General features: G+C 61.4%; 15 protein-coding genes. 8 read left to right on the forward strand and 7 right to left on the reverse strand.

Annotated elements, in window-relative coordinates; translation table 11 throughout:
- Positions 1-179: 179 nt before the first annotated feature.
- A complete protein-coding gene (locus NTD84_RS06985) occupies positions 180-1,199 on the forward strand; it encodes a branched-chain amino acid aminotransferase (protein WP_262164263.1) in 1,020 nt (339 codons plus the stop codon).
- A gap of 74 nt (positions 1,200-1,273) precedes the next feature.
- Here NTD84_RS06985 and NTD84_RS06990 read toward each other — a convergent pair whose 3' ends face one another.
- The 4 genes from NTD84_RS06990 to NTD84_RS07005 form a co-directional block, all read right to left on the reverse strand.
- Positions 1,274-2,098, reverse strand: a complete 825-nt coding sequence (locus NTD84_RS06990) for a TIGR03915 family putative DNA repair protein (RefSeq protein ID WP_262164265.1) — start codon at positions 2,096-2,098, stop codon at positions 1,274-1,276.
- Positions 2,095-3,315 (reverse strand): putative DNA modification/repair radical SAM protein, encoded by a 1,221-nt coding sequence (locus NTD84_RS06995; protein WP_262164266.1) that lies wholly within the window; start codon positions 3,313-3,315, stop codon positions 2,095-2,097. The genes NTD84_RS06990 and NTD84_RS06995 overlap by 4 nt, the downstream gene beginning before the upstream one ends.
- Before the next feature lie 100 nt (positions 3,316-3,415).
- Complete coding sequence (locus NTD84_RS07000) at positions 3,416-3,754, reverse strand: FKBP-type peptidyl-prolyl cis-trans isomerase (protein ID WP_262164267.1); 339 nt, start codon at positions 3,752-3,754, stop codon at positions 3,416-3,418.
- Between the two features lie 175 nt (positions 3,755-3,929).
- Complete coding sequence (locus NTD84_RS07005) at positions 3,930-4,235, reverse strand: RcnB family protein (RefSeq protein WP_262164269.1); 306 nt, start codon at positions 4,233-4,235, stop codon at positions 3,930-3,932.
- Between the two features lie 207 nt (positions 4,236-4,442).
- Here NTD84_RS07005 and NTD84_RS07010 point away from each other — a divergent pair, with 207 nt between their 5' ends.
- Together NTD84_RS07010 and NTD84_RS07015 are read left to right on the forward strand one after the other, a co-directional pair.
- Positions 4,443-5,735, forward strand: a complete 1,293-nt coding sequence (locus NTD84_RS07010) for an MFS transporter (RefSeq protein ID WP_262164271.1) — start codon at positions 4,443-4,445, stop codon at positions 5,733-5,735.
- Between the two features lie 24 nt (positions 5,736-5,759).
- Complete coding sequence (locus NTD84_RS07015) at positions 5,760-6,551, forward strand: substrate-binding domain-containing protein (RefSeq protein ID WP_262164273.1); 792 nt, start codon at positions 5,760-5,762, stop codon at positions 6,549-6,551.
- Here NTD84_RS07015 and NTD84_RS07020 read toward each other — a convergent pair.
- Positions 6,541-7,446, reverse strand: coding sequence for a LysR family transcriptional regulator (locus NTD84_RS07020; RefSeq protein WP_262164275.1), 906 nt, complete (start codon positions 7,444-7,446; stop codon positions 6,541-6,543). The genes NTD84_RS07015 and NTD84_RS07020 overlap by 11 nt on opposite strands.
- A gap of 167 nt (positions 7,447-7,613) precedes the next feature.
- Here NTD84_RS07020 and NTD84_RS07025 point away from each other — a divergent pair, with 167 nt between their 5' ends.
- A complete protein-coding gene (locus tag NTD84_RS07025; RefSeq protein WP_262164277.1) occupies positions 7,614-9,422 on the forward strand; it encodes a monovalent cation:proton antiporter-2 (CPA2) family protein in 1,809 nt (602 codons plus the stop codon).
- Positions 9,423-9,552: 130 nt separating this feature from the next.
- Entirely contained in the window at positions 9,553-10,653 is a 1,101-nt protein-coding gene (locus tag NTD84_RS07030; RefSeq protein ID WP_262164278.1) for a DNA alkylation repair protein, read from the forward strand.
- Between the two features lie 121 nt (positions 10,654-10,774).
- Here NTD84_RS07030 and NTD84_RS07035 read toward each other — a convergent pair whose 3' ends face one another.
- The gene (locus tag NTD84_RS07035) at positions 10,775-11,671 is read right to left on the reverse strand and encodes a LysR family transcriptional regulator (RefSeq protein WP_262164280.1); all 897 of its coding nucleotides are present in this window, start codon (positions 11,669-11,671) and stop codon (positions 10,775-10,777) included.
- Between the two features lie 121 nt (positions 11,672-11,792).
- On the opposite strand from NTD84_RS07035, the gene NTD84_RS07040 reads away from it, so the two are divergent.
- The 3 genes from NTD84_RS07040 to lldD all read left to right on the forward strand — a co-directional run bounded on the left by NTD84_RS07040 (position 11,793) and on the right by lldD (position 16,626).
- On the forward strand, positions 11,793-13,439 hold the full coding sequence (locus NTD84_RS07040) for a GMC family oxidoreductase (RefSeq protein WP_262164282.1): 1,647 nt from the start codon (positions 11,793-11,795) through the stop codon (positions 13,437-13,439).
- Positions 13,440-13,653: 214 nt separating this feature from the next.
- Positions 13,654-15,276, forward strand: a complete 1,623-nt coding sequence (locus NTD84_RS07045; RefSeq protein ID WP_262164283.1) for an MFS transporter — start codon at positions 13,654-13,656, stop codon at positions 15,274-15,276.
- A 207-nt stretch (positions 15,277-15,483) separates the two neighbouring features.
- Positions 15,484-16,626 (forward strand): FMN-dependent L-lactate dehydrogenase LldD, encoded by a 1,143-nt coding sequence (gene lldD, locus NTD84_RS07050; protein ID WP_262164285.1) that lies wholly within the window; start codon positions 15,484-15,486, stop codon positions 16,624-16,626.
- 93 nt (positions 16,627-16,719) lie between these two features.
- Here lldD and NTD84_RS07055 read toward each other — a convergent pair whose 3' ends face one another.
- A complete protein-coding gene (locus NTD84_RS07055) occupies positions 16,720-19,194 on the reverse strand; it encodes a TonB-dependent siderophore receptor (RefSeq protein WP_262164287.1) in 2,475 nt (824 codons plus the stop codon).
- Positions 19,195-19,287 lie beyond the last annotated feature (93 nt).

The following is a 19,287-nucleotide window of genomic DNA, read 5'->3' on the forward strand; positions in this document are numbered from 1 at the left end:
GCTTGCCGGCGATGGCGGAGTCTCTGACACCGCGCTGTACCGACCGCTGGCACGCCAGCTCCTAGAGGAATCGCATTCCGGGCTGCGAAACAGGCCCGGAATGAAGTATTGTTGTCCCCATCCAAAAAACGTCAGAAGCCTTGAACCGTTTCGACGGTTGTTCAGTGATAGAGGGTGTCATGGGTAACGAAAGCATCAATTGGGACAAGCTGGGTTTTGATTACATCAAGACTGACAAGCGCTATCTGTCGCATTGGCGGAATGGCGAGTGGGACGAAGGCACCCTGACCGAAGACAATGTGCTGCACATCAGCGAAGGTTCCACGGCCCTTCACTACGGTCAGCAATGCTTCGAAGGCATGAAGGCCTATCGTTGCAAGGATGGCTCGATCAACCTGTTCCGCCCGGACCAGAACGCCCTGCGCATGCAACGCAGCTGTGCACGGCTGCTGATGCCGATCGTGGAAACCGAGCAGTTCATCGAAGCCTGCAAACAGGTGGTTCGCGCCAATGAACGCTTCATCCCGCCTTATGGCACCGGCGGCGCGCTGTACCTGCGTCCGTTCGTGATCGGCGTCGGTGACAACGTCGGCGTGCGTACCGCACCTGAATTCATCTTCTCGATCTTCTGCATCCCGGTCGGTGCCTACTTCAAAGGTGGCCTGACCCCGCACAACTTCCTGATCTCCAGCTACGACCGTGCGGCCCCGCAAGGCACCGGCGCGGCGAAGGTCGGTGGCAACTACGCCGCCAGCCTGATGCCAGGTTCCCAGGCCAAGAAAGCGCACTTCGCCGACTGCATCTACCTGGACCCGATGACCCACACCAAAATCGAGGAAGTCGGTTCGGCCAACTTCTTCGGGATCACCCACGACAACAAGTTCGTGACCCCGAACTCGCCGTCGGTGTTGCCGGGCATCACCCGCCTGTCGCTGATCGAACTGGCCAAATCGCGCCTGGGCCTGGAAGTGGTTGAAGGTGACGTGCTGATCGACAAGCTGTCCGACTTCAAGGAAGCCGGCGCTTGCGGTACTGCCGCGGTGATTACGCCCATCGGCGGCATCAGCTACAACGATCACCTGCACGTTTTCCACAGCGAAACCGAAGTCGGCCCGGTCACCCAGAAGCTCTACAAAGAGCTGACCGGTGTGCAAACCGGCGACATCGAAGCGCCAGCAGGCTGGATCGTCAAGGTTTGACCTGACCCCTGATGCATCGAAGCCCTCCACCGCATTGGCGATGGGGGGCTTTTTGTTTGGGGCTTCGCACGCTCCTACAGGGGTTTGGCGCCGATGCGCTTGCCGCCCCTGCCTTTGATGCTGCTCGCCTGCCCGTCCTGCTGCTTGCCGGTCCTTGCCTGGGTGATCAATCCCGGAATCAGCGCGCCTTCCGGAAGGTTCTTCCAGAACCGCGCCGGCAGATGCCCTTGCATGACTTTCGGGTTCAGCCGCGCCGGATTGAAGATGTGGGTGTAGTAGGTCAACCACATGTTGCCCTGCGGATCGTCGACGTTTTGCGCCAGCTGCTGCCATTCAACCGGGCATTGCCGCTGATGGATCAACCGCTCGCCGTCGTAGTAGACACCATCCCGGGGCGTGGCGATCAGCCAGCGGTGGCGGCCCATGCGGCCAATGAAATGTTCACTGGCGCTGTGCAGGATGTCGTGGGCAGGCTCATGCCAGGCCACGTAATGCGGACCCTCGTTTTCAGGCAACGCAACAAACCGCACGAATGCATGTAAATGATGAGCTTCTCGCTGTATCTGCTTGATTCTTCTCTGTAATTCACTACCAAGCTTGTCACCCGCCATCATTGCGGTGCGGTCGCCATGGCTGACCCGCCACAGCACCTCGTACAGCAAACTCCAGCGTTGATGACCGCGATAACGAGCGGCGCGTTCAAGGGTATCGAGCAACGTTCGCGGAATTCGCGCCTGAAAGGGTCCCTGGGTTTCAGGGATCGATTCATCGCTGGCGAAAAGATCAGGCACGCCCTCACTGGCCCAGCTCACCCGGCTCGGATCAATACCATGACTCAGCAGCCAGCGCGCCTGCAGACGCCAGGTATCGAACAGATCATCGCAATCCAGATTGATCATCCCCATAACCCCATTTGCTGCGGTTGCGGCCGGTCGCGCAATTGCTGGTACAGCAGATGACTGGTGACCTCGGCCTGCTGCGGGTGGTAGTCGCTGGTGATGAAAAACGGTTTCGCCTTGGCCAGCACACAGCGCATGCGGGCCAGGTCTTCGTAGCGGATGCGTCGTTGACGGCGTAACTCGACCAGCCGCTCGGTGGTGCGCAGGCCGATGCCGGGAATGCGAGCGATCAACGATGCCTCGGCGCGATTGAGGTCCAGTGGGAACACCTCGCGATTTTCCAGCGCCCAGGCCAGTTTCGGGTCGATGTCCAGCGCCAGGTGCCCCGGCCCCTTGAACAGTTCACCGGCAGTAAAACCGTAACTGCGCAACAGGAAGTCCGCCTGATACAAGCGGTGCTCGCGCATCAGCGGTGGCGCGGCCAGCGGCACGCTCTTCGGGCTGTTGGGGATCGGACTGAACGCCGAGTAGTAGACCCGACGCAAACGGTAGTTGCCGTACAGCGCCTGGGCGCTATGGAGAATGGTGCTGTCGTCGGTTTCATCGGCGCCGACAATCATCTGCGTGCTTTGACCGGCCGGCGCGAACTTTGGCGCGCGGGGTTCGTTGAGGACGGTTTGCTCGCCGGTGTAAATGGTCTGCATCGCCTGTTCAATCGAGCCGAGCTGTTTTTCCGGGGCCAGTGTCTGGAGGCTCGCATTGGTCGGCAATTCGATATTGACGCTCAGGCGATCGGCGTAGCGACCCGCTTCCTCGATCAACGCCGGGTCCGCTTCGGGAATCGTCTTTAGATGAATATATCCTCTGAATTCATGGACTTCGCGCAACAACCTGGCAACCTGGATCAACTGCTCCATGGTGTAGTCCGCCGAGCGAATGATCCCGGAACTGAGAAACAACCCGCTGACGCAGTTGCGCCGGTAAAAATCCAGCGTCAGCGTCACCACTTCCTCCGGCGTGAACCGCGCCCTCGGCACGTCGCTGGAGCGCCGGTTTACGCAATATTGGCAGTCGTAGAGGCAGAAGTTGGTCAGCAGGACCTTCAGCAGCGACACACAGCGCCCGTCGGGCGTGTAGCTGTGGCAGATACCCATGCCATCGGTAGCGCCCAATCCGCTCTTGCCTTCAGAGCTGCGCTTCGGCGCGCCACTGCTGGCGCAGGACGCGTCGTACTTGGCGGCGTCGGCGAGAATGCTGAGCTTGTCGATGAGTTCCATGGGGCGCGCCTTATACTGTGTAGATATACAGTATAGCGTCGACACGCCCGGTTCAAGTCGTCAGTTGACCCTTGGTCGGGTCACGCCCACAGGAATCCGATCAATCATCCCGCGTCAGCACTTCCAGCAACTCAATCTCGAACGTCAGGTCTGAATTTGGCGGGATCGCACCCACGGTGCGCTCGCCGTAGGCCAGGTGCGCCGGGACCCGCAGCTTGCGCTTGCCGCCAACCTGCATTCCCATGATTCCCTGATCCCAACCCTTGATGACCCTTCCCGTACCGATCACACACTGAAAAGGTTTGCCCCGGCTGTAGGAAGAATCGAATTCCGTGCCGTCTTCCAGCCAGCCGCGGTACTGGGTGGTGATCAGTGCGCCTTTGACGGCGGCTTTGCCTTCGCCCTGTTCGATATCGATGATTTGCAGTTCGTCGTTCATGCGGCTACTCGCTCACTGTTTGGCCCGTCCGGGACGCGGGCGCAGGTTTTTCGCAGAATTCGCCGTCGAAGGCAAATCCACCGCGCATCCTGCGCGCCACCGGCATCGACGCCCGCATCGGCGTCGCCGTGTTCCCGGACCATGTATCGAGCATGCAGCGGTTGATGCTGTCGACCTAACGCTCCACCGGCGTGATATCCAGAATCGTCCCGTTGGTGATCATCACCATCATGTACTTGCCATTGACCTGCACCCATTGCGCCTGTTCTTTCGGGGCTTTCAGGCCTTTGGCCTTCCAGTTGCCGATGGCCTTCTCAGGGCGTTGGTAAATATCCGGGGCGCGGTCGCCGACCACCAGTTCGCGAGTATTGGTGGCGCTGGGCTGGACGGTTTTTTGTGGTTCCGCGGCTTGAACGATCGGGCTGATCGCGGCAAGGCCTGCGACAAGGGCGAGGCTGGCGATAAGGGTTTTGCTGTTCATCGGTGAACCTCCAGTGATGTCTTAGTCCTGAACTCCGACTGCGGTGCCGGAAAATCATTCCTTCGACTTGCATTGATCCATCCCGCACATCAATGCATGCCAACAATGCACTTATCATATCGATCGACCTGCTCCACCATTCGCCCCAATAAGAACCGTGCGCCGCGCCGACGCAGCGCACGTCATAAAAGCGGTGGAGTCCAGGTCATGACAGCAGCAATCCCTTCCGGGCGCTCTCGCGCCAGTGCCATTTTCCGGGTGACCTCGGGAAATTTTCTCGAACAGTTCGACTTTTTCCTTTTCGGCTTCTACGCCACCCAGATTGCCGCCGCGTTTTTCCCGGCCAGCAGTGAATTTGCGTCCCTGATGATGACCTTCGCCGTGTTTGGCGCCGGGTTCCTGATGCGTCCATTGGGCGCGGTGGTGCTCGGCGCCTACATTGACGATGTCGGCCGGCGCAAAGGCTTGATCGTCACGCTGTCGATCATGGCGTGCGGCACAATCCTGATTGTCTTGGTGCCGGGATACGAAACCATCGGGCTGTTCGCCCCCGCGCTCGTCCTGGTCGGGCGTTTGCTCCAAGGCTTCTCGGCCGGTGCGGAAATGGGCGGCGTTTCGGTGTACCTCTCGGAGATCGCCACCCCCGGCAACAAAGGCTTTTTCACCAGTTGGCAGTCCGCCAGCCAGCAAGTCGCGATCATCGTCGCGGCGGCGCTCGGCTATGGACTGAACCAGTGGATGGCGCCGGCGACGATTGCCGACTGGGGCTGGCGAATTCCGTTTTTCGTCGGTTGCCTGATTGTGCCGTTCATTTTTTTCCTGCGCCGCAACCTGGAAGAATCCGAAGAGTTTGCAGCGCGCAAACATCGGCCAAGCATGGGCGAGGTGTTTCGCACGCTGGGACAGAACTGGGTCATCGTGTTTGCCGGAATGATGATGGTTGCCCTCACCACCACCGCGTTCTACCTGATCACGGTGTACGCCCCGACCTTCGGCAAAACCGTGCTGCACCTGAGCACTTCCGACGCGTTGTTGGTGACGTTGCTGGTCGGCGTGTCGAACTTTTTCTGGCTGCCCATTGGCGGCGCCCTCTCCGACCGCATCGGCCGGCGCCCGGTGTTGATCGCCATGGCGTTGCTGACCCTCGCCACCGCGTACCCGGCGCTCACTTATCTGGTGAACGCGCCGAGCTTCCTCAACATGCTGCTGGTCTTGCTGTGGTTGTCGTTCATTTACGGTTTGTACAACGGCGCGATGATTGCGGCGCTCACCGAAATCATGCCGGTGGAGGTTCGAGTGGCCGGTTTCTCCCTGGCCTACAGCCTGGCCACCGCGGTGTTTGGCGGCTTCACACCGGCGATGTCGACCTTCCTGATTCAGTACACCGGCGACAAGGCGGCGCCCGGTTACTGGATGAGTTTCGCGGCACTCTGCGCCCTGGGCGCGACGCTGTATCTCTATCGCCGCTCCTCCGGGCGCCTGCAACCGGCGATGTCCTGACCCCTCTTTTTCGAGAATATGATCATGAAAAAACTGTTGAATGTGGCTGCCCTGACCTTGTTGACCAGCCTGGGGTTGACCAGCCTGGGGCTGAGCGCCCTTGCGCAGGCTGAGGAGCTCCACGTGATGACGTCCGGTGGTTTCACCGCCGCCTACAAAATCCTCGGTCCGAAATTCGCCGCGTCCACCGGCAATACGCTGGACACCGCCCTCGGGCCGTCGATGGGCAAGGCACCGGAAGCGATCCCCAATCGCCTGGCCCGCGGTGAAAAGGCCGACGTCGTGATCATGGTCGGTTATGCCCTGGATGAATTGATCAAGCAAGGCAAGGTCGACCCGGCCTCACGGGTCGAACTGGCCGACTCGCGGATCGGCCTGGTGGTCCGTGAAGGCGCGCCGAAACCGGACATCAGCAGCATCGACGGCCTGAAAAAGACCTTGCTGGAGGCCCGATCGGTGGCGTACTCCGACAGCGCCAGCGGTGTGTACATCGAAGATCAGCTGTTCAAGCGCCTCGGCATCGAAGACCAGCTCAAGGCCAAATCGAAGATGATCCCGAAAATCCCGGTGGGCTCGGTGGTTGCCACCGGCGATTATCAGCTGGGCTTCCAGCAGGTGAGCGAGCTGCTGCCAGTGCCAGGCGTGAGTTTTGTGGCGAAAATCCCGGAGTCAGTGCAATCGGTGACACGTTTCGCTGCCGGGATTCCCGTTGGAGCGCAACACCCGGCAGAAGCCAAGGCGCTGCTGGACTACCTCGCGTCGTCGGCCGCTCAACCGGACGTGAACGCCACCGGGCTGGACTCGGTCAGCCGCTGACCTGAACCTTCATTTCCACGACCAACCGCTCCAGCTCCAACGCCGCCGGGGTCAATGTGCGACCCCGGCGCTTGATCAGGCCGACACTGCGCATGACCTGCGGATCGGTCAGCGTCACCCGCGTCAGGATCGGGTGATCCGCCGCCGGCATGGCCATCAGCGGCACGGCGGCCACGCCCAGTCCTGCCTCGACCAAACCGATCATCGTGGTGACGTGGCGGGTTTCGCAGATGCTCTGGCGCTGCGGCACAATGCCGGTCAGCGCCTGATCCAGCAGAAAGCGATTGCCGGAGGTTTTGTCCAGCGAGATGTAGTCCTGCTGATAGAACTCGTCCCAGGTCACGCTGCTGCGCCCCGCCAACGGATGATCGCGCCGACAAGCCACCACATAACCCTCCTGCACCAACGGCAAGAAGTCGACTTCGGCCTCGAGGTTGCCGAGGAAACTGAGCCCGAAATCCGCCTCGCCATTGACCACGGCACTGAGCACTTCGTGAGCACTGGCATCCAGCACCTTGACTTTGATTCGCGGAAATTGCCGGTGGTAGTGAGCGATCACCCGCGGCATGAAGTAGTACGCCGCGGACGGTACGCAAGCGACCGTGACATGACCGAGGCGGGTCGAGGCGACTTCGCTGATGCCCAGCAACGCGACGTCCAGATCGTCGAGCAGGCGCTCGACGCTGGGGATGAAACCGCGTCCGGCCTGGGTCAGCGTAACCTTGCGCGTGGTGCGATCGAACAGTCGAACACCGAGGGCATCTTCGAGCTTCTCGATACGCCGGCTCAGCGCTGGCTGGGAGATGCGCACGGTGTCGGCGGCCTTGCGAAAACTGCCCTGCTCGACCACGGCGCGGAAGGCTTGCAGGTCACTGAGGTCGAAGTTGATGGCCATGAAACGCGCTCGCGGGACGGACAGACTGATCAGTTTATCCTATGGATGCCTCCAATTAATGCAAAATGTAACTACATTATCGCCGAGCGATTATGTTCAGGCTGACGCCTGCTGCCTCACCCTTTATCCTTGTGCCCCCCCGCCGTACCGAGTCCTGGAGTTTCGCCATGCCCCATGAAGGCAATCTGTTGCAAGCCGCTGTCGTGTTTCTGTTCGCGGCGGTGCTCACCGTTCCCTTGGCCAAGCGCCTGCAACTGGGGGCGGTGCTGGGCTATCTGTTTGCCGGGGTGCTGATCGGGCCGTCGGTGCTGGGCCTGATCGGCAACCCGCAAAGCGTCAGTCATATTTCCGAGCTTGGCGTGGTGTTGCTGTTGTTCATCATTGGTCTGGAACTGTCGCCACGGCGTTTGTGGGTCATGCGCAAAGCGGTATTTGGCGTGGGTCTGGCCCAGGTGGTGCTGACCGGCTCGGTGATTGGCGTGGTGGCGTGGTTCCTGTTTGGCCAGCCATTGAACAGCGCAATCGTGCTGGGCCTGGGCCTGGCGTTGTCGTCCACGGCGTTTGGCCTGCAAAGCCTGGCCGAGCGCAAGGAGCTGACCAGTCCTCACGGGCGACTGGCGTTTGCGATCCTGTTGTTCCAGGACATCGCCGCGATCCCGCTGATCGCCATGGTGCCGCTGCTGGCGGGCGGTGATCACACCACCAGCGCGGCCGAGGACTTGAACCACGGCTTGCGGGTGTTGGGCAGCATCGCCGTGGTGGTGATCGGCGGACGGTATCTGTTGCGGCCGGTGTTTCGCGTCGTCGCAAAAACCGGTTTGCCGGAGGTGTCCACCGCCACCGCGTTGCTGGTAGTGATCGGCACGGCATGGCTGATGGACCTGGTCGGCGTGTCCATGGCATTGGGCGCGTTCCTCGCCGGTTTGCTGCTGGCGGACTCCGAGTACCGTCACGAACTCGAGGCGCAGATCGAACCGTTCAAGGGTTTGCTGCTCGGGCTGTTTTTCATCAGCGTCGGCATGGGCGCCAATTTGGGTCTGCTGCTCAGCGCGCCGATCACGGTATTGGGGCTGACCCTGTTGCTGATCGCGATCAAACTGCCGCTGCTGTTTGTGGTGGGTCGACTGGCTGGCGGGCTGGGCAAGGTCAGTGCGATCCGGCTCGGTATCGTGTTGGCCGCGGGCGGTGAATTTGCCTTCGTGGTGTTCAAGATCGGCCGCGATCAGGGCCTGTTCGAGCCGCGCCTGTACGACTTGCTGGTGCTGACGATCACCCTGTCCATGGCGGTGACGCCGCTGTTGCTGCTGCTCTGCGCGCGACTGGTCAGCCCGAAAGTGCAACCGGTGGTGGTGCCGGAAAAATTCCGCGAGATCGACACCGACGAACCCCGCGTGGTGATCGCTGGCATGGGCCGGATGGGGCAGATCGTTGCCCGTATCCTGCGCGCGCAGAACATCAAGTTCGTGGCCCTCGACACGTCGGTGGAAACCATCGAACTGTCGCGCAGTTTCGGGGGCGTGCCGGTGTTCTACGGCGACCCGATGCGCCCGGAAATCCTCAGCGCGGCCAAGGTCGAGCAGGCGGAATACTTCATCATCGCCACCGACGACCCGGACACCAACATCAAGACCGCCGAAGTGGTGCACCGGCTGTACCCGCACATCAAGATCATCGCCCGCGCCCGTAACCGCCAGCATGTGCATCGCCTGGTGGACCTCGGCGCCGAGGCGATTCGCGAAACCTATTATTCGAGCCTGGAAATGAGCCGGCGCACCCTGGTCGGGCTGGGGCTGACCCAGGCGCAGGCGGATGCACGGATCAAGCGCTTCCAGCATCACGATGAACAGGTGCTGGAAGCGCAGCATGCGGTGTATGACGACGCGGCGAAGGTGCTGCAGACCGCGCAGGAAGCCCGGGCGGAACTGGCGAAGCTGTTCGAGTCGGATCAGTTGGAAGAGCAATCAGCCAAGCGTTGAGGAATGTGCGGGCCTCTTCGCGAGCAAGCCCGCTCCCACAGGTTCGGCGCGCCCCTTGTGGGAGCGGGCTTGCTCGCGAAGAACGATAACGCCGTCTATCTGAACCAATACCCACTTCGAAGGAACCACCATGGCTGTCGACGCACCCAACCCCGCGCTGAAAGAAATCTTCAACGCCGAGCGTCTCAAGCACATCGCCACCGAGATGACCGCGGTCTACCCGGAATTCAACGCCAAAGCCTTCCTGAACATGGCCAACGACGGCCTCGACGGGCTGTCGATCATGCAGCGCATGGCCCGGGTCAGTGAGTGCCTGCACGCCACATTGCCGTTGAACTACGAAGACTCCCTCGACCTGTTGCGCGCCCTCGCCCCGCGCCTGAACAGCGGCTTCGTCAGCATCTCGCTGCCGCATTACGTCGCGACCTACGGCGGCGATGCGTTCGACCTTTCCATGGACGCGCTCAAATACTTCACCACCTTCGGCTCCGCTGAATTCGCCATCCGCTATTTCCTGCGCAAGGACTTGCAGCGCACGTTGGCGGTGATGCACGACTGGTCGCTGGACGGCAATGAACATGTGCGGCGCCTGGCCAGCGAGGGCAGCCGCCCGCGACTGCCGTGGTCATTTCGCCTGGAACAGATCCAGGCCGACCCGCGCCTGGCCGCCGCCATCCTCGACAACCTCAAGGCCGACAGCAGCCTCTACGTGCGCAAGTCCGTGGCCAACCACCTCAACGACATCACCAAGGACCATCCCGACTGGGTGCTGGACCTGATCGAAGGCTGGTCGCTGGACAACAAACACACCGCCTGGATCGCCAGGCATGCCTTGCGCAGCCTGATCAAACAGGGCAATCAGCGCGCGTTGGCAATCATTGGTGCGGGCGGCAAGCCCGAGGTCGAGATTACGGCGGTGAAGGTCACACCGGCGGTGATTGCGTTGGGCGAGAAAATCACCTTGTCCTTCAGTGTCAAATCCACCGTCGAGGCCAGTCAGCGGCTGGTGATCGATTACGCCATTGATTACGTCAAGGCCAATGGCAGCACCTCAGCGAAGGTGTTCAAGCTCAAGGCGCTGACATTGCCGGGCAAGGCCACCGAATTTGTCGCCCGTAGCCAACAGATCAAGGAACTCACCACCCGAAAGCACTATGCGGGTCAGCATGCCGTGCACATTCTGGTGAATGGCGAACGCCTGGCCAGCAGCGCTTTCGAAATCCTCCCCTGAAACACAATTCCCTGTAGGAGCGAGCTCGCTCGCGATGGGCGTCAACGATAACGCGTACTGCCTGCATGAACGCGGTGTCTGGACGTTAATCGTCGGAACGCCGCCCGGAGCGAGCTCGCTCCTACAAGGGAATGGAGCCCAGCAGTAGCATTTGCTCACGCTCACACAATTCCACCACGTAATCCCATAGCACCCGCAGCCGCACGGATTTGTGCAGCTCGCGGCGGGTACTGATCCAGTAGCTGCGCTGGATGCTTTCATCCGGCAGCAGCGGCACCAGGCCCGGATCATCGCTGGCCATGTAGCACGGCAGCACCGCAATCCCCAGCCCCGCGCGCGCCGCCTGTTGCTGGGCGATCACGCTGGTGCTGTGGAAGACCACCTGCGGGTTGCGGCAGAAGCTGTTGAGGAACATCAGTTCCTGGCTGAACAGCAAGTCGTCGACGTAGCCGATCCACGCATGCCGGCCGAGATCTTCGCGGCTGCGCAGCGGTGGCGCGCGGTCGAGGTAGTCCCGGCTGGCATAAAGCGCCAGCCGATAGTCCGTGAGTTTGCGGGTGACCAGCATGTCGGCCGCCGGGCGTTCAAGGTGGATGCTGATTTCGGCTTCACGGTTGAGAATGCTGACGAAGCGCGGCACCGCCACCAGTTCCACTTCCAGGCCCGGATAGCGTTCGAACAGCCCGTTCATGCGGCTGGCGAGGAACATGATGCCCAGGCCTTCCGTCACGCCGACACGGATCTTGCCCAGCGGTGCCGTCGATTGGGTGATTTCTTCCTGGGCCAGCAGCGCGACGTTTTCCATCGCTTCGGCATGTTTGAGCAATGCTTCTCCGGCCGGGGTCAGCTCGTAGCCCTGGGCGTGCTGGACGAACAGCGCGGTGCCGAGGCTCTTTTCAATGGCTTCAATATGCCGGGCGATAGTGGCATGGGTGGTGTTCAAACGGCGGGCGGCGGTGAGCAAACGCCCGCTGCGCTGCAACTCGAGAAAAAACCGCAGGTCATTCCAGTCGAACATGAACCGTCCTTAGGTCTACGCTGTTTAAAAACGCACAGCAGCTGCGCAAAAACTAACATTCTTTTGACGAAAGCTAACAACTAGGATGACCGACAACAAGAACAACAATACGAGGTCAGGGATGCAGACTTCCCTTGATGAATTCGACTACATCGTGGTCGGTGCCGGGCCGGCCGGTTGTTTGCTGGCCAATCGGCTGTCAGCCAACCCGCAACACCGGGTGTTGCTGCTCGAAGCCGGCGGCCGCGAAAACTATGCGTGGATTCATATTCCCGTGGGTTACCTGTTCTGCATCGGCAACCCGCGCACCGACTGGTGCTTCAAGACCGAGGCGCAACCCGGCCTGCAAGGGCGCGCCCTGAGTTATCCGCGCGGCAAAGTACTGGGTGGCTGCTCCTCGATCAACGGCATGATTTACATGCGCGGCCAGGCCGGCGACTACGACGGCTGGGCCGCCGAGGGCAATCCCGGCTGGAGCTGGAGGGACGTCCTGCCGCTGTTCAAGCATAGCGAAAACCACTTTGCCGGCGATTCGGCGTTTCACGGCGCTGCCGGTGAGTGGCGGGTCGAATGCCAGCGCCTGTCATGGCCGGTTCTCGACGCCTTTCGCAGCGCTGCCGAACAAAGTGGCATCGCCAGCATCGACGACTTCAACCAGGGTGACAACGAAGGGTGCGGCTACTTCCAGGTCAATCAGAAGGCCGGAATTCGCTGGAATGCGGCCAAGGCTTTTCTCAAACCCGTGCGTAACCGGCCCAATCTCACCGTGCTGACTGACGTCGAAGTCGACCGCGTGCTCCTGGAAAAGGGCCGCGCCTCGGCGGTCAGCACACGTCGACAAGGCCAGGCGAAAACCTTCAAGGCCCGCAAGGAAATCATCCTGTGCGCAGGCGCCGTCGGCTCGCCGACCCTCCTGCAGCGCTCCGGTATCGGCCCTCGCCCGCTCCTGGAAAAACTGGGGATCAGCGTGGTTCGGGAGCTGCCCGGCGTGGGCGGCAATCTGCAGGATCACCTGCAGCTTCGGTTGATTTACAAACTGGAAAACGCCCGCACCCTGAATCAGATCGCCGGTAGCCTGTGGGGCAAGATGGGCATGGGCTTGCGCTACCTGTATGACCGCAGCGGCCCGCTGTCCATGGCGCCGAGCCAGCTGGGCGCGTTTGCCCGATCGGGACCGGAGCAGACCTCGGCCAACCTCGAATACCACGTGCAACCCTTGTCGCTGGAGCGTTTCGGCGAACCGTTGCATGCCTTCCCCGCCTTCACCGCGTCGGTCTGCGATCTGCGTCCGCATAGCCGGGGGCGAATCGACATTCGTTCAGCCGATCCGCAGGTGGCGCCGCTGATCCAGCCGAACTATCTCAGCCACCCGGAAGACTTGCGTGTGGCGGCTGATGCCATACGCCTGACCCGGCGCATCGTTTCCGCGCCGGCGCTTCAAGCGTTCAAGCCGACGGAATATTTGCCCGGTGCAAGCCTGCAGAGCGAAGCGCAATTGCACGAAGCCGCCGCCCGCATCGGCACGACGATTTTCCACCCGGTCGGCACCTGCCGCATGGGCAACGACGCGGACGCGGTGGTCGACGCGCAACTCAAGGTCCACGGCATCCCCGGCCTGCGCGTCGCCGACGCATCGATCATGCCGCGCATCACCTCGGGTAACACCTGTTCGCCTACGCTGATGATTGCCGAGAAGGCAGCGCGGCTGATCCTCAATCCATCAACAAGGAACATGACCGCGCCAATGGAACGAGTTACAGACGCCTGACATCCCCTGTAGGAGCGAGCATGCTCCGGGCGGCGTTCCGACGTTGGTCGTCAACGATAACGCGGGGCGCCAGGCACCCCGCGGCGTTCTCGGGTTTTTCGCGAGCATGCTCGCTCCTACAAGGGATTGATGAGGGCACGACAGTAGCGGCACCACCCACAAGGACGGCGCCGACAGTGGAACAACAAAAACAATCACTGTGAGGGATACCGATATGTCAGAACATGTTCAGCCGCTGGACATCACGCGCAGCGCCGACGCCGGCCGTGATACCCGCAAAGTCATCTTCGCGTCGTCACTCGGGACGGTGTTCGAGTGGTACGACTTTTTCCTCTATGGCGCCCTCGCGGCGGTGATCAGCAAGCAGTTCTTCGCCGGAGTCAACGACACCACCGCGTTCATCTTCGCGTTGATGGCCTTCGCCGCCGGTTTCATCGTGCGGCCGTTCGGCGCGCTGGTGTTCGGCCGTCTGGGTGACATGATCGGGCGCAAATACACGTTCCTCGCCACCATCATCCTCATGGGCCTGGCAACGTTCTGCGTCGGGCTACTGCCGACCTACGCCACCATCGGCATCGCCGCGCCCATCATCCTCGTGGTGTTGCGCATGCTCCAGGGCCTGGCCCTCGGCGGTGAATACGGCGGCGCCGCCACCTATGTCGCGGAACACGCCCCGATCGGTAAACGCGGTTTCCATACCAGCTGGATTCAGTCCACCGCCACCCTCGGCCTGTTGTTGTCGTTGCTGGTGGTGCTCGGTTGCCGTTATTTCACCGGCGACCAGTTTGAAGTCTGGGGCTGGCGTATCCCGTTCCTGTTTTCCATCGTGCTGCTGGGCATCTCCACCTGGATTCGCCTGAGCCTGCACGAGTCGCCCGCCTTCGTGAAAATGAAAGAGGAAGGCAAGCTCTGCAAGTCGCCGTTGCGCGACTCCTTTGGCAAATGGGAAAACCTCAAGGTCGTGTTGATCGCGCTGTTCAGCATCAACGCCGGGCAAGCGGTGACGTTCTACGCCGCGCAGTTTTATGTGCTGTTCTTCCTCACTCAGTTCCTGAAAATGGACCCGGCGCTGGCCAACAGTCTGCTGATCGTCAGCGTGATTATCGGCGCGCCGTTCTTCATCTTCTTCGGCTGGCTGTCGGACAAGGTCGGACGCAAACCGGTGCTGATGCTTGGCCTGTTGCTGGCCACCGCGCTGTACTTCCCGATCTTCAAGACCCTGGCCCATTACGCCAACCCGGCAATCGACCAGGCCAGCCGCCAGGCGCCGATCACCGTCCTGGCCGACCCGGCCACGTGCACCTTCCAGTTCGACCCGGTGGGCAAGGCGAAATTTGACAGCCCATGCGACAAGGTCAAGACCTTCCTGGTGAAGCAGGGCCTGCCCTATCACAGCGAAGCTGCACCGGCCGGCAGCGGCGTGCAGGTCAGCGTCGGTGACGTGAAAATCGATGGCTACGACGAAGCGGCCTTGCGTGGGGCGGTGACCCTGGCCGGGTATCCGTCACAGGCTGACACCCAGTCGATCAACAAGCCGATGATCGTGGCGCTGATTGTTGCGCTGATCATTATCTCGGCCATGTGCTACGGGCCGCTGGCGGCGCTGATGGTGGAGCTGTTTCCGACGCGCATTCGCTATACCTCGATGTCCCTGCCGTACCACATCGGTAATGGCTGGTTTGGCGGGTTCCTGCCGACGGTGTCGTTTGCGCTGGTGGTGTACACCGGGGATATTTTCTATGGGCTTTGGTATCCGGTGGTGGTTACGGCGGTGAGTCTGGTGGTGGGGATGATCTGTTTGCGTGAGACCCGGAACGTGGATCTGGAAACCAACTGACACCGATTGGGCGACACGCAATCCCTGTAGAGGCCAGCATGCTGGCGATGAAAAACGATAACGCGGGGCGCCGGACACCCCGCGGCGTCCTCGGGTTCTTCGCGAGCATGCTCGCGCCTACAGGGTTCGGAATTCCCGCAACCCCAGACGTTTTCGCTACTCTGACACCATGCAACACCGCCCCGCCACTCACCCGACCGAGGCTCCATGATCATTTCCTCCGCATCCGATTACCGCGAGGCCGCCCGGCGCAAACTTCCCCGGTTCCTGTTCGACTACATCGACGGCGGCGCCTACGCCGAGCACACGCTGCGGGCCAACAGCGCCGACCTGACGAGCATCAGCCTGCGCCAGCGCATTTTGAAAAACGTCGAAACCCTGAGCCTCGACACCACTCTCTTCGGCCAGCCCCTGGCCATGCCGATCGTCCTCGCGCCAGTCGGCCTGACCGGCATGTTCGCCCGTCGCGGTGAAGTGCAGGCGGTCAAGGCTGCCGAAAACAAAGGCATCCCCCTGTGCCTGTCGACCGTCTCGGTGTGCTCGATCGAGGAAGTCGTCGCACACAGCCAACAACCCATCTGGTTTCAGCTGTACGTGTTGAAAGACCGGGGTTTCATGAGGAACGCCCTGGAACGGGCCAAGGCCGCCGGGGTGAAAAACCTGGTGTTCACTGTTGACATGCCCACCCCCGGCGCACGCTACCGCGACGCGCACTCGGGCATGTCCGGACCGTTCGCCTCGTCGCGCCGCATGCTCCAGGCCATGACGCGACCCGACTGGGCCTTCAATGTCGGCCTCATGGGCCGCCCACACGACCTCGGCAACATCTCCAAGTACCTTGGTAAAGCCGTCACCCTCGAAGACTACATGGGCTGGCTGGCGAATAATTTTGACCCGTCGATCAGCTGGAGCGATCTGCAGTGGATCCGGGACTTCTGGCAAGGCCCGATGATCATCAAGGGCATTCTCGATCCCCAGGACGCCAGGGACGCGGTGAGCTTCGGCGCCGACGGCATCGTCGTGTCGAACCATGGCGGTCGCCAGCTCGACGGCGTGCTGTCCACCACCAAGGCCCTGCCGCCGATCATGCAAGCGGTGGGCAATGACCTGACCGTGCTGGTCGACTCCGGGATCCGCTCGGGCCTGGATGTCGTGCGGATGCTGGCGCTGGGCGCGAAAGGCGTCCTGCTCGGCCGCTCCATGGCCTACGCGCTGGCCGCCGACGGCCAACGCGGAGTGGAAAACATGCTGGATATTTTCGCCAGGGAAATGCGTGTGGCGATGACGCTGACCGGGGTGACGTCGATTGCACAGATTGATGAGTCGACGTTGGTGGACGCCCTTCGCTAACGGCCCTGCTGGCGATGGTGATCAACGATCAAGCGTGCCGCCTGAATGAACGCGGCACCCTTGAAATCATCGCCAGCGAGCCGGCGCCTGCCCTTAGAAACTCGCCTTGACCGACACCATGAAGTTACGGGGATCGCCGTAGTAGTTGCCGAAAGTCTCGGTACCAATCGTGGTGTAGTAGCGCTTGTCGAACAGGTTGTTGCCGTTCAACGCGACCGACCAGGTGTCGTCGATGCGATAACCGATTCGACCGTTCCAGATGGCGTAACCCGACTGGGTGATCTTCTCGCCGCTGGCTGGAGAAACCCGGAAGTTGTCGCTTTGCGCATTGACGCCGGCGCCGAGGGTGAACCGCTCAAGCGACCCGCCCAAGGCATAATCGCCCCACAGGCGCAGCACGTGGCGCGGCACATAACTGTTGAACGCGGCGCCATTGAGGCTGGTGTCGATGTCGTCGAGGGTTTTGGTCTGCGTGTAGGTGTAGCCCGCGAGCAATTGCAGGCGCTCGATGACTTCACCACTGATCTCGGCCTCGAAGCCCTGGGCGCGGACCTTCCCGGCGTTGACGTAGCAGTAGCCATCCGATGACGGGCACGAGGAGTTGTAGTCCGTCTGTGCCTGGTCTTTCTGGATGGTCCGGAAAAGGTTGAACGAGCTGTTCAGGCGACCGTCGAACCACGCGCCTTTGATCCCCAGTTCATAGCTCTGGCCCACAAGCGGCTTGAGTGCCGAACCGTCTTCCGAGCGGTAATTGCCTTGCGGGGTGAAGATATCCGAGTAGCTGGCATAGGCCGTCAGGTGCTCGTTCAGATCCAGCAGGACGCCTGCAAACGGGGTGACCTGGCCGGTCTCCGTGGTGCTGGAATGTTCAGAAGTGCCTGTGTTGATGAAGTCGGAGTCGGTATCGGAGCTGTACCAGCTCACTCGACCGCCCACAACAAAGGTCAGCGGCTCCGCCAGTTTCAACCGCAGGGTCGAGTAGAGACCCTTTTGCTTGGTCACCGAGTTGACGGGGCCGCCGCGAGACGAGTTATCGATGAAGTAGCTGTCGTCCGGCTCGGGGATATGTTTGTTGGGGTCGAAGACATTCTGCCGCTGCGGCAGAAACGCCACCGAATAGAAGTCGTCCTTTTTCGCGCGGCTGGCGTTGAAACCCACCACCAGTTCATGTTGCTGACCGAACGCGTCGAACTTGCCGTCCACGTAGGCGTCCAGGCCGTAATCGACCTGATCGTAATCGTACAGACTGCCCAGCATGCCAGTGGTGTTGACGCCAGGCGTCACAGCGCCGGAGGCGAACGCGTATTTGATGTCCTGAGTGTTTTTTGTGTAGACGCTGGCGACCTTGAGGCTCCAGTCATCGTTGAGCTGGTGTTTCACATCTGCGAAAACGCTGGTGCGCTGGCTGCGCCAGGTGTTCCACGACGGGTCAAGGCACGTCGAACGACTGAGCTTCAAATCGCTGCGATCGCGGTAGCGCGGCAGTCCACCCCAGCAAGGGCTGGCGTCCACGTCTTCGTACGCGATGCCCAGCCCGACGGTGGTGTCGGGGCTCACATCAACGTCGAGCGCGCCGTAGTACACCTGATCCTTGCGACTGGCATCGTCCACGAAGTAATGCCGGCTCTGCTCGGCGACCACGGTGCGGCCACGGATCGTGCCTGCGTCGTTCAGCGGACCACCGGTGTCGACCTGCCCGCGGTAGTTGTTCCAGCTCCCACCCGACAACGTAATGTCGGTATGCGGTGCGCTCTGGCCGCGTTTGCGCACGAAGTTCACACCGCCGGCCGTGCCGCCGGAGCCTTTCATCATTCCCGCGGCGCCGCGGAGGATTTCGACCCGATCGTAATACGCCATGTCGCCAGTGAAACTGTCGGCCTGGACATAGAGGTTGCCCATGTCCAGCGGCACCCCGTCGTACTGATACTGCCCCGACATGCGGAAACCGCGGGAATAGAAATATTTGCCGCCCATGGTCGAGTCGTAGACGGTGATGCCCGGGGTCTTTTCCATGACCTGGTCGATGGTGTTGAGGTTCTGGTCATCGAGCATCTTGCGGGTCATGACCGTGACCGATTGCGGTGTTTCCTTGAGCGAGTGTTCGCCCTTGCCGATGGTCACTGCGCCCGTGGTGTACGAGCCGCTGTTCTCGGTCGTCGCGCCCAGCAGCTGTCCGTTGATAGTGGTCGCGCCCAATTCCAGTGCCGAGCCGGCAACCGGTACTGGACGCAACACGTACGTACCGTTGGCCTGGGGTTCCGCTTGCAAGCCGCTGCCGCCGAGAATCCGCGCGAACCCTTCGCTGACGCCGAATGCGCCTTTGAGACCGGGAGATGTCAACCCTTCGGTTTGCCGCGCATCAAAGGAAATGGCCGCGCCCGCTGCGCTGGCGAAATGGCTGAGCACCTCGGTCAGGCTGCCACCGGCGATGTCGAACGTTTGCACCTGACTTAACTGCTGCGAGGGCGCCGCATTCACTGCCAGCGGCCATGCGCCGAACGATGTCACCGCGAACAACCCGACCTTGACTGCGATCGCCAGACGACCTGGCGTATACAACCGAGACATGCTTCCCCTCCCCCAAAGACCATCAATAAAAACTCACTGAGGGATGAGCCGAACGATGTGTTTGAAAAGTGCAAAGGCCTGGAAATAATTTTC

Source organism: Pseudomonas sp. 14P_8.1_Bac3 (assembly GCF_025466085.1).
GTDB lineage: Bacteria > Pseudomonadota > Gammaproteobacteria > Pseudomonadales > Pseudomonadaceae > Aquipseudomonas.

What these genes read in the sequence shown, in the direction of transcription:
- NTD84_RS06985 (WP_262164263.1), top strand. Translation starts at nt 180, where the DNA reads ATGGGTAACGAAAGCATCAATTGGGACAAGCTGGGTTTTGATTACATC.
- NTD84_RS06990 (WP_262164265.1), bottom strand. Translation starts at nt 2,098, where the DNA reads ATGATCAATCTGGATTGCGATGATCTGTTCGATACCTGGCGTCTGCAG.
- NTD84_RS06995 (WP_262164266.1), bottom strand. Translation starts at nt 3,315, where the DNA reads ATGGAACTCATCGACAAGCTCAGCATTCTCGCCGACGCCGCCAAGTAC.
- NTD84_RS07000 (WP_262164267.1), bottom strand. Translation starts at nt 3,754, where the DNA reads ATGAACGACGAACTGCAAATCATCGATATCGAACAGGGCGAAGGCAAA.
- NTD84_RS07005 (WP_262164269.1), bottom strand. Translation starts at nt 4,235, where the DNA reads ATGAACAGCAAAACCCTTATCGCCAGCCTCGCCCTTGTCGCAGGCCTT.
- NTD84_RS07010 (WP_262164271.1), top strand. Translation starts at nt 4,443, where the DNA reads ATGACAGCAGCAATCCCTTCCGGGCGCTCTCGCGCCAGTGCCATTTTC.
- NTD84_RS07015 (WP_262164273.1), top strand. Translation starts at nt 5,760, where the DNA reads ATGAAAAAACTGTTGAATGTGGCTGCCCTGACCTTGTTGACCAGCCTG.
- NTD84_RS07020 (WP_262164275.1), bottom strand. Translation starts at nt 7,446, where the DNA reads ATGGCCATCAACTTCGACCTCAGTGACCTGCAAGCCTTCCGCGCCGTG.
- NTD84_RS07025 (WP_262164277.1), top strand. Translation starts at nt 7,614, where the DNA reads ATGCCCCATGAAGGCAATCTGTTGCAAGCCGCTGTCGTGTTTCTGTTC.
- NTD84_RS07030 (WP_262164278.1), top strand. Translation starts at nt 9,553, where the DNA reads ATGGCTGTCGACGCACCCAACCCCGCGCTGAAAGAAATCTTCAACGCC.
- NTD84_RS07035 (WP_262164280.1), bottom strand. Translation starts at nt 11,671, where the DNA reads ATGTTCGACTGGAATGACCTGCGGTTTTTTCTCGAGTTGCAGCGCAGC.
- NTD84_RS07040 (WP_262164282.1), top strand. Translation starts at nt 11,793, where the DNA reads ATGCAGACTTCCCTTGATGAATTCGACTACATCGTGGTCGGTGCCGGG.
- NTD84_RS07045 (WP_262164283.1), top strand. Translation starts at nt 13,654, where the DNA reads ATGTCAGAACATGTTCAGCCGCTGGACATCACGCGCAGCGCCGACGCC.
- lldD (WP_262164285.1), top strand. Translation starts at nt 15,484, where the DNA reads ATGATCATTTCCTCCGCATCCGATTACCGCGAGGCCGCCCGGCGCAAA.
- NTD84_RS07055 (WP_262164287.1), bottom strand. Translation starts at nt 19,194, where the DNA reads ATGTCTCGGTTGTATACGCCAGGTCGTCTGGCGATCGCAGTCAAGGTC.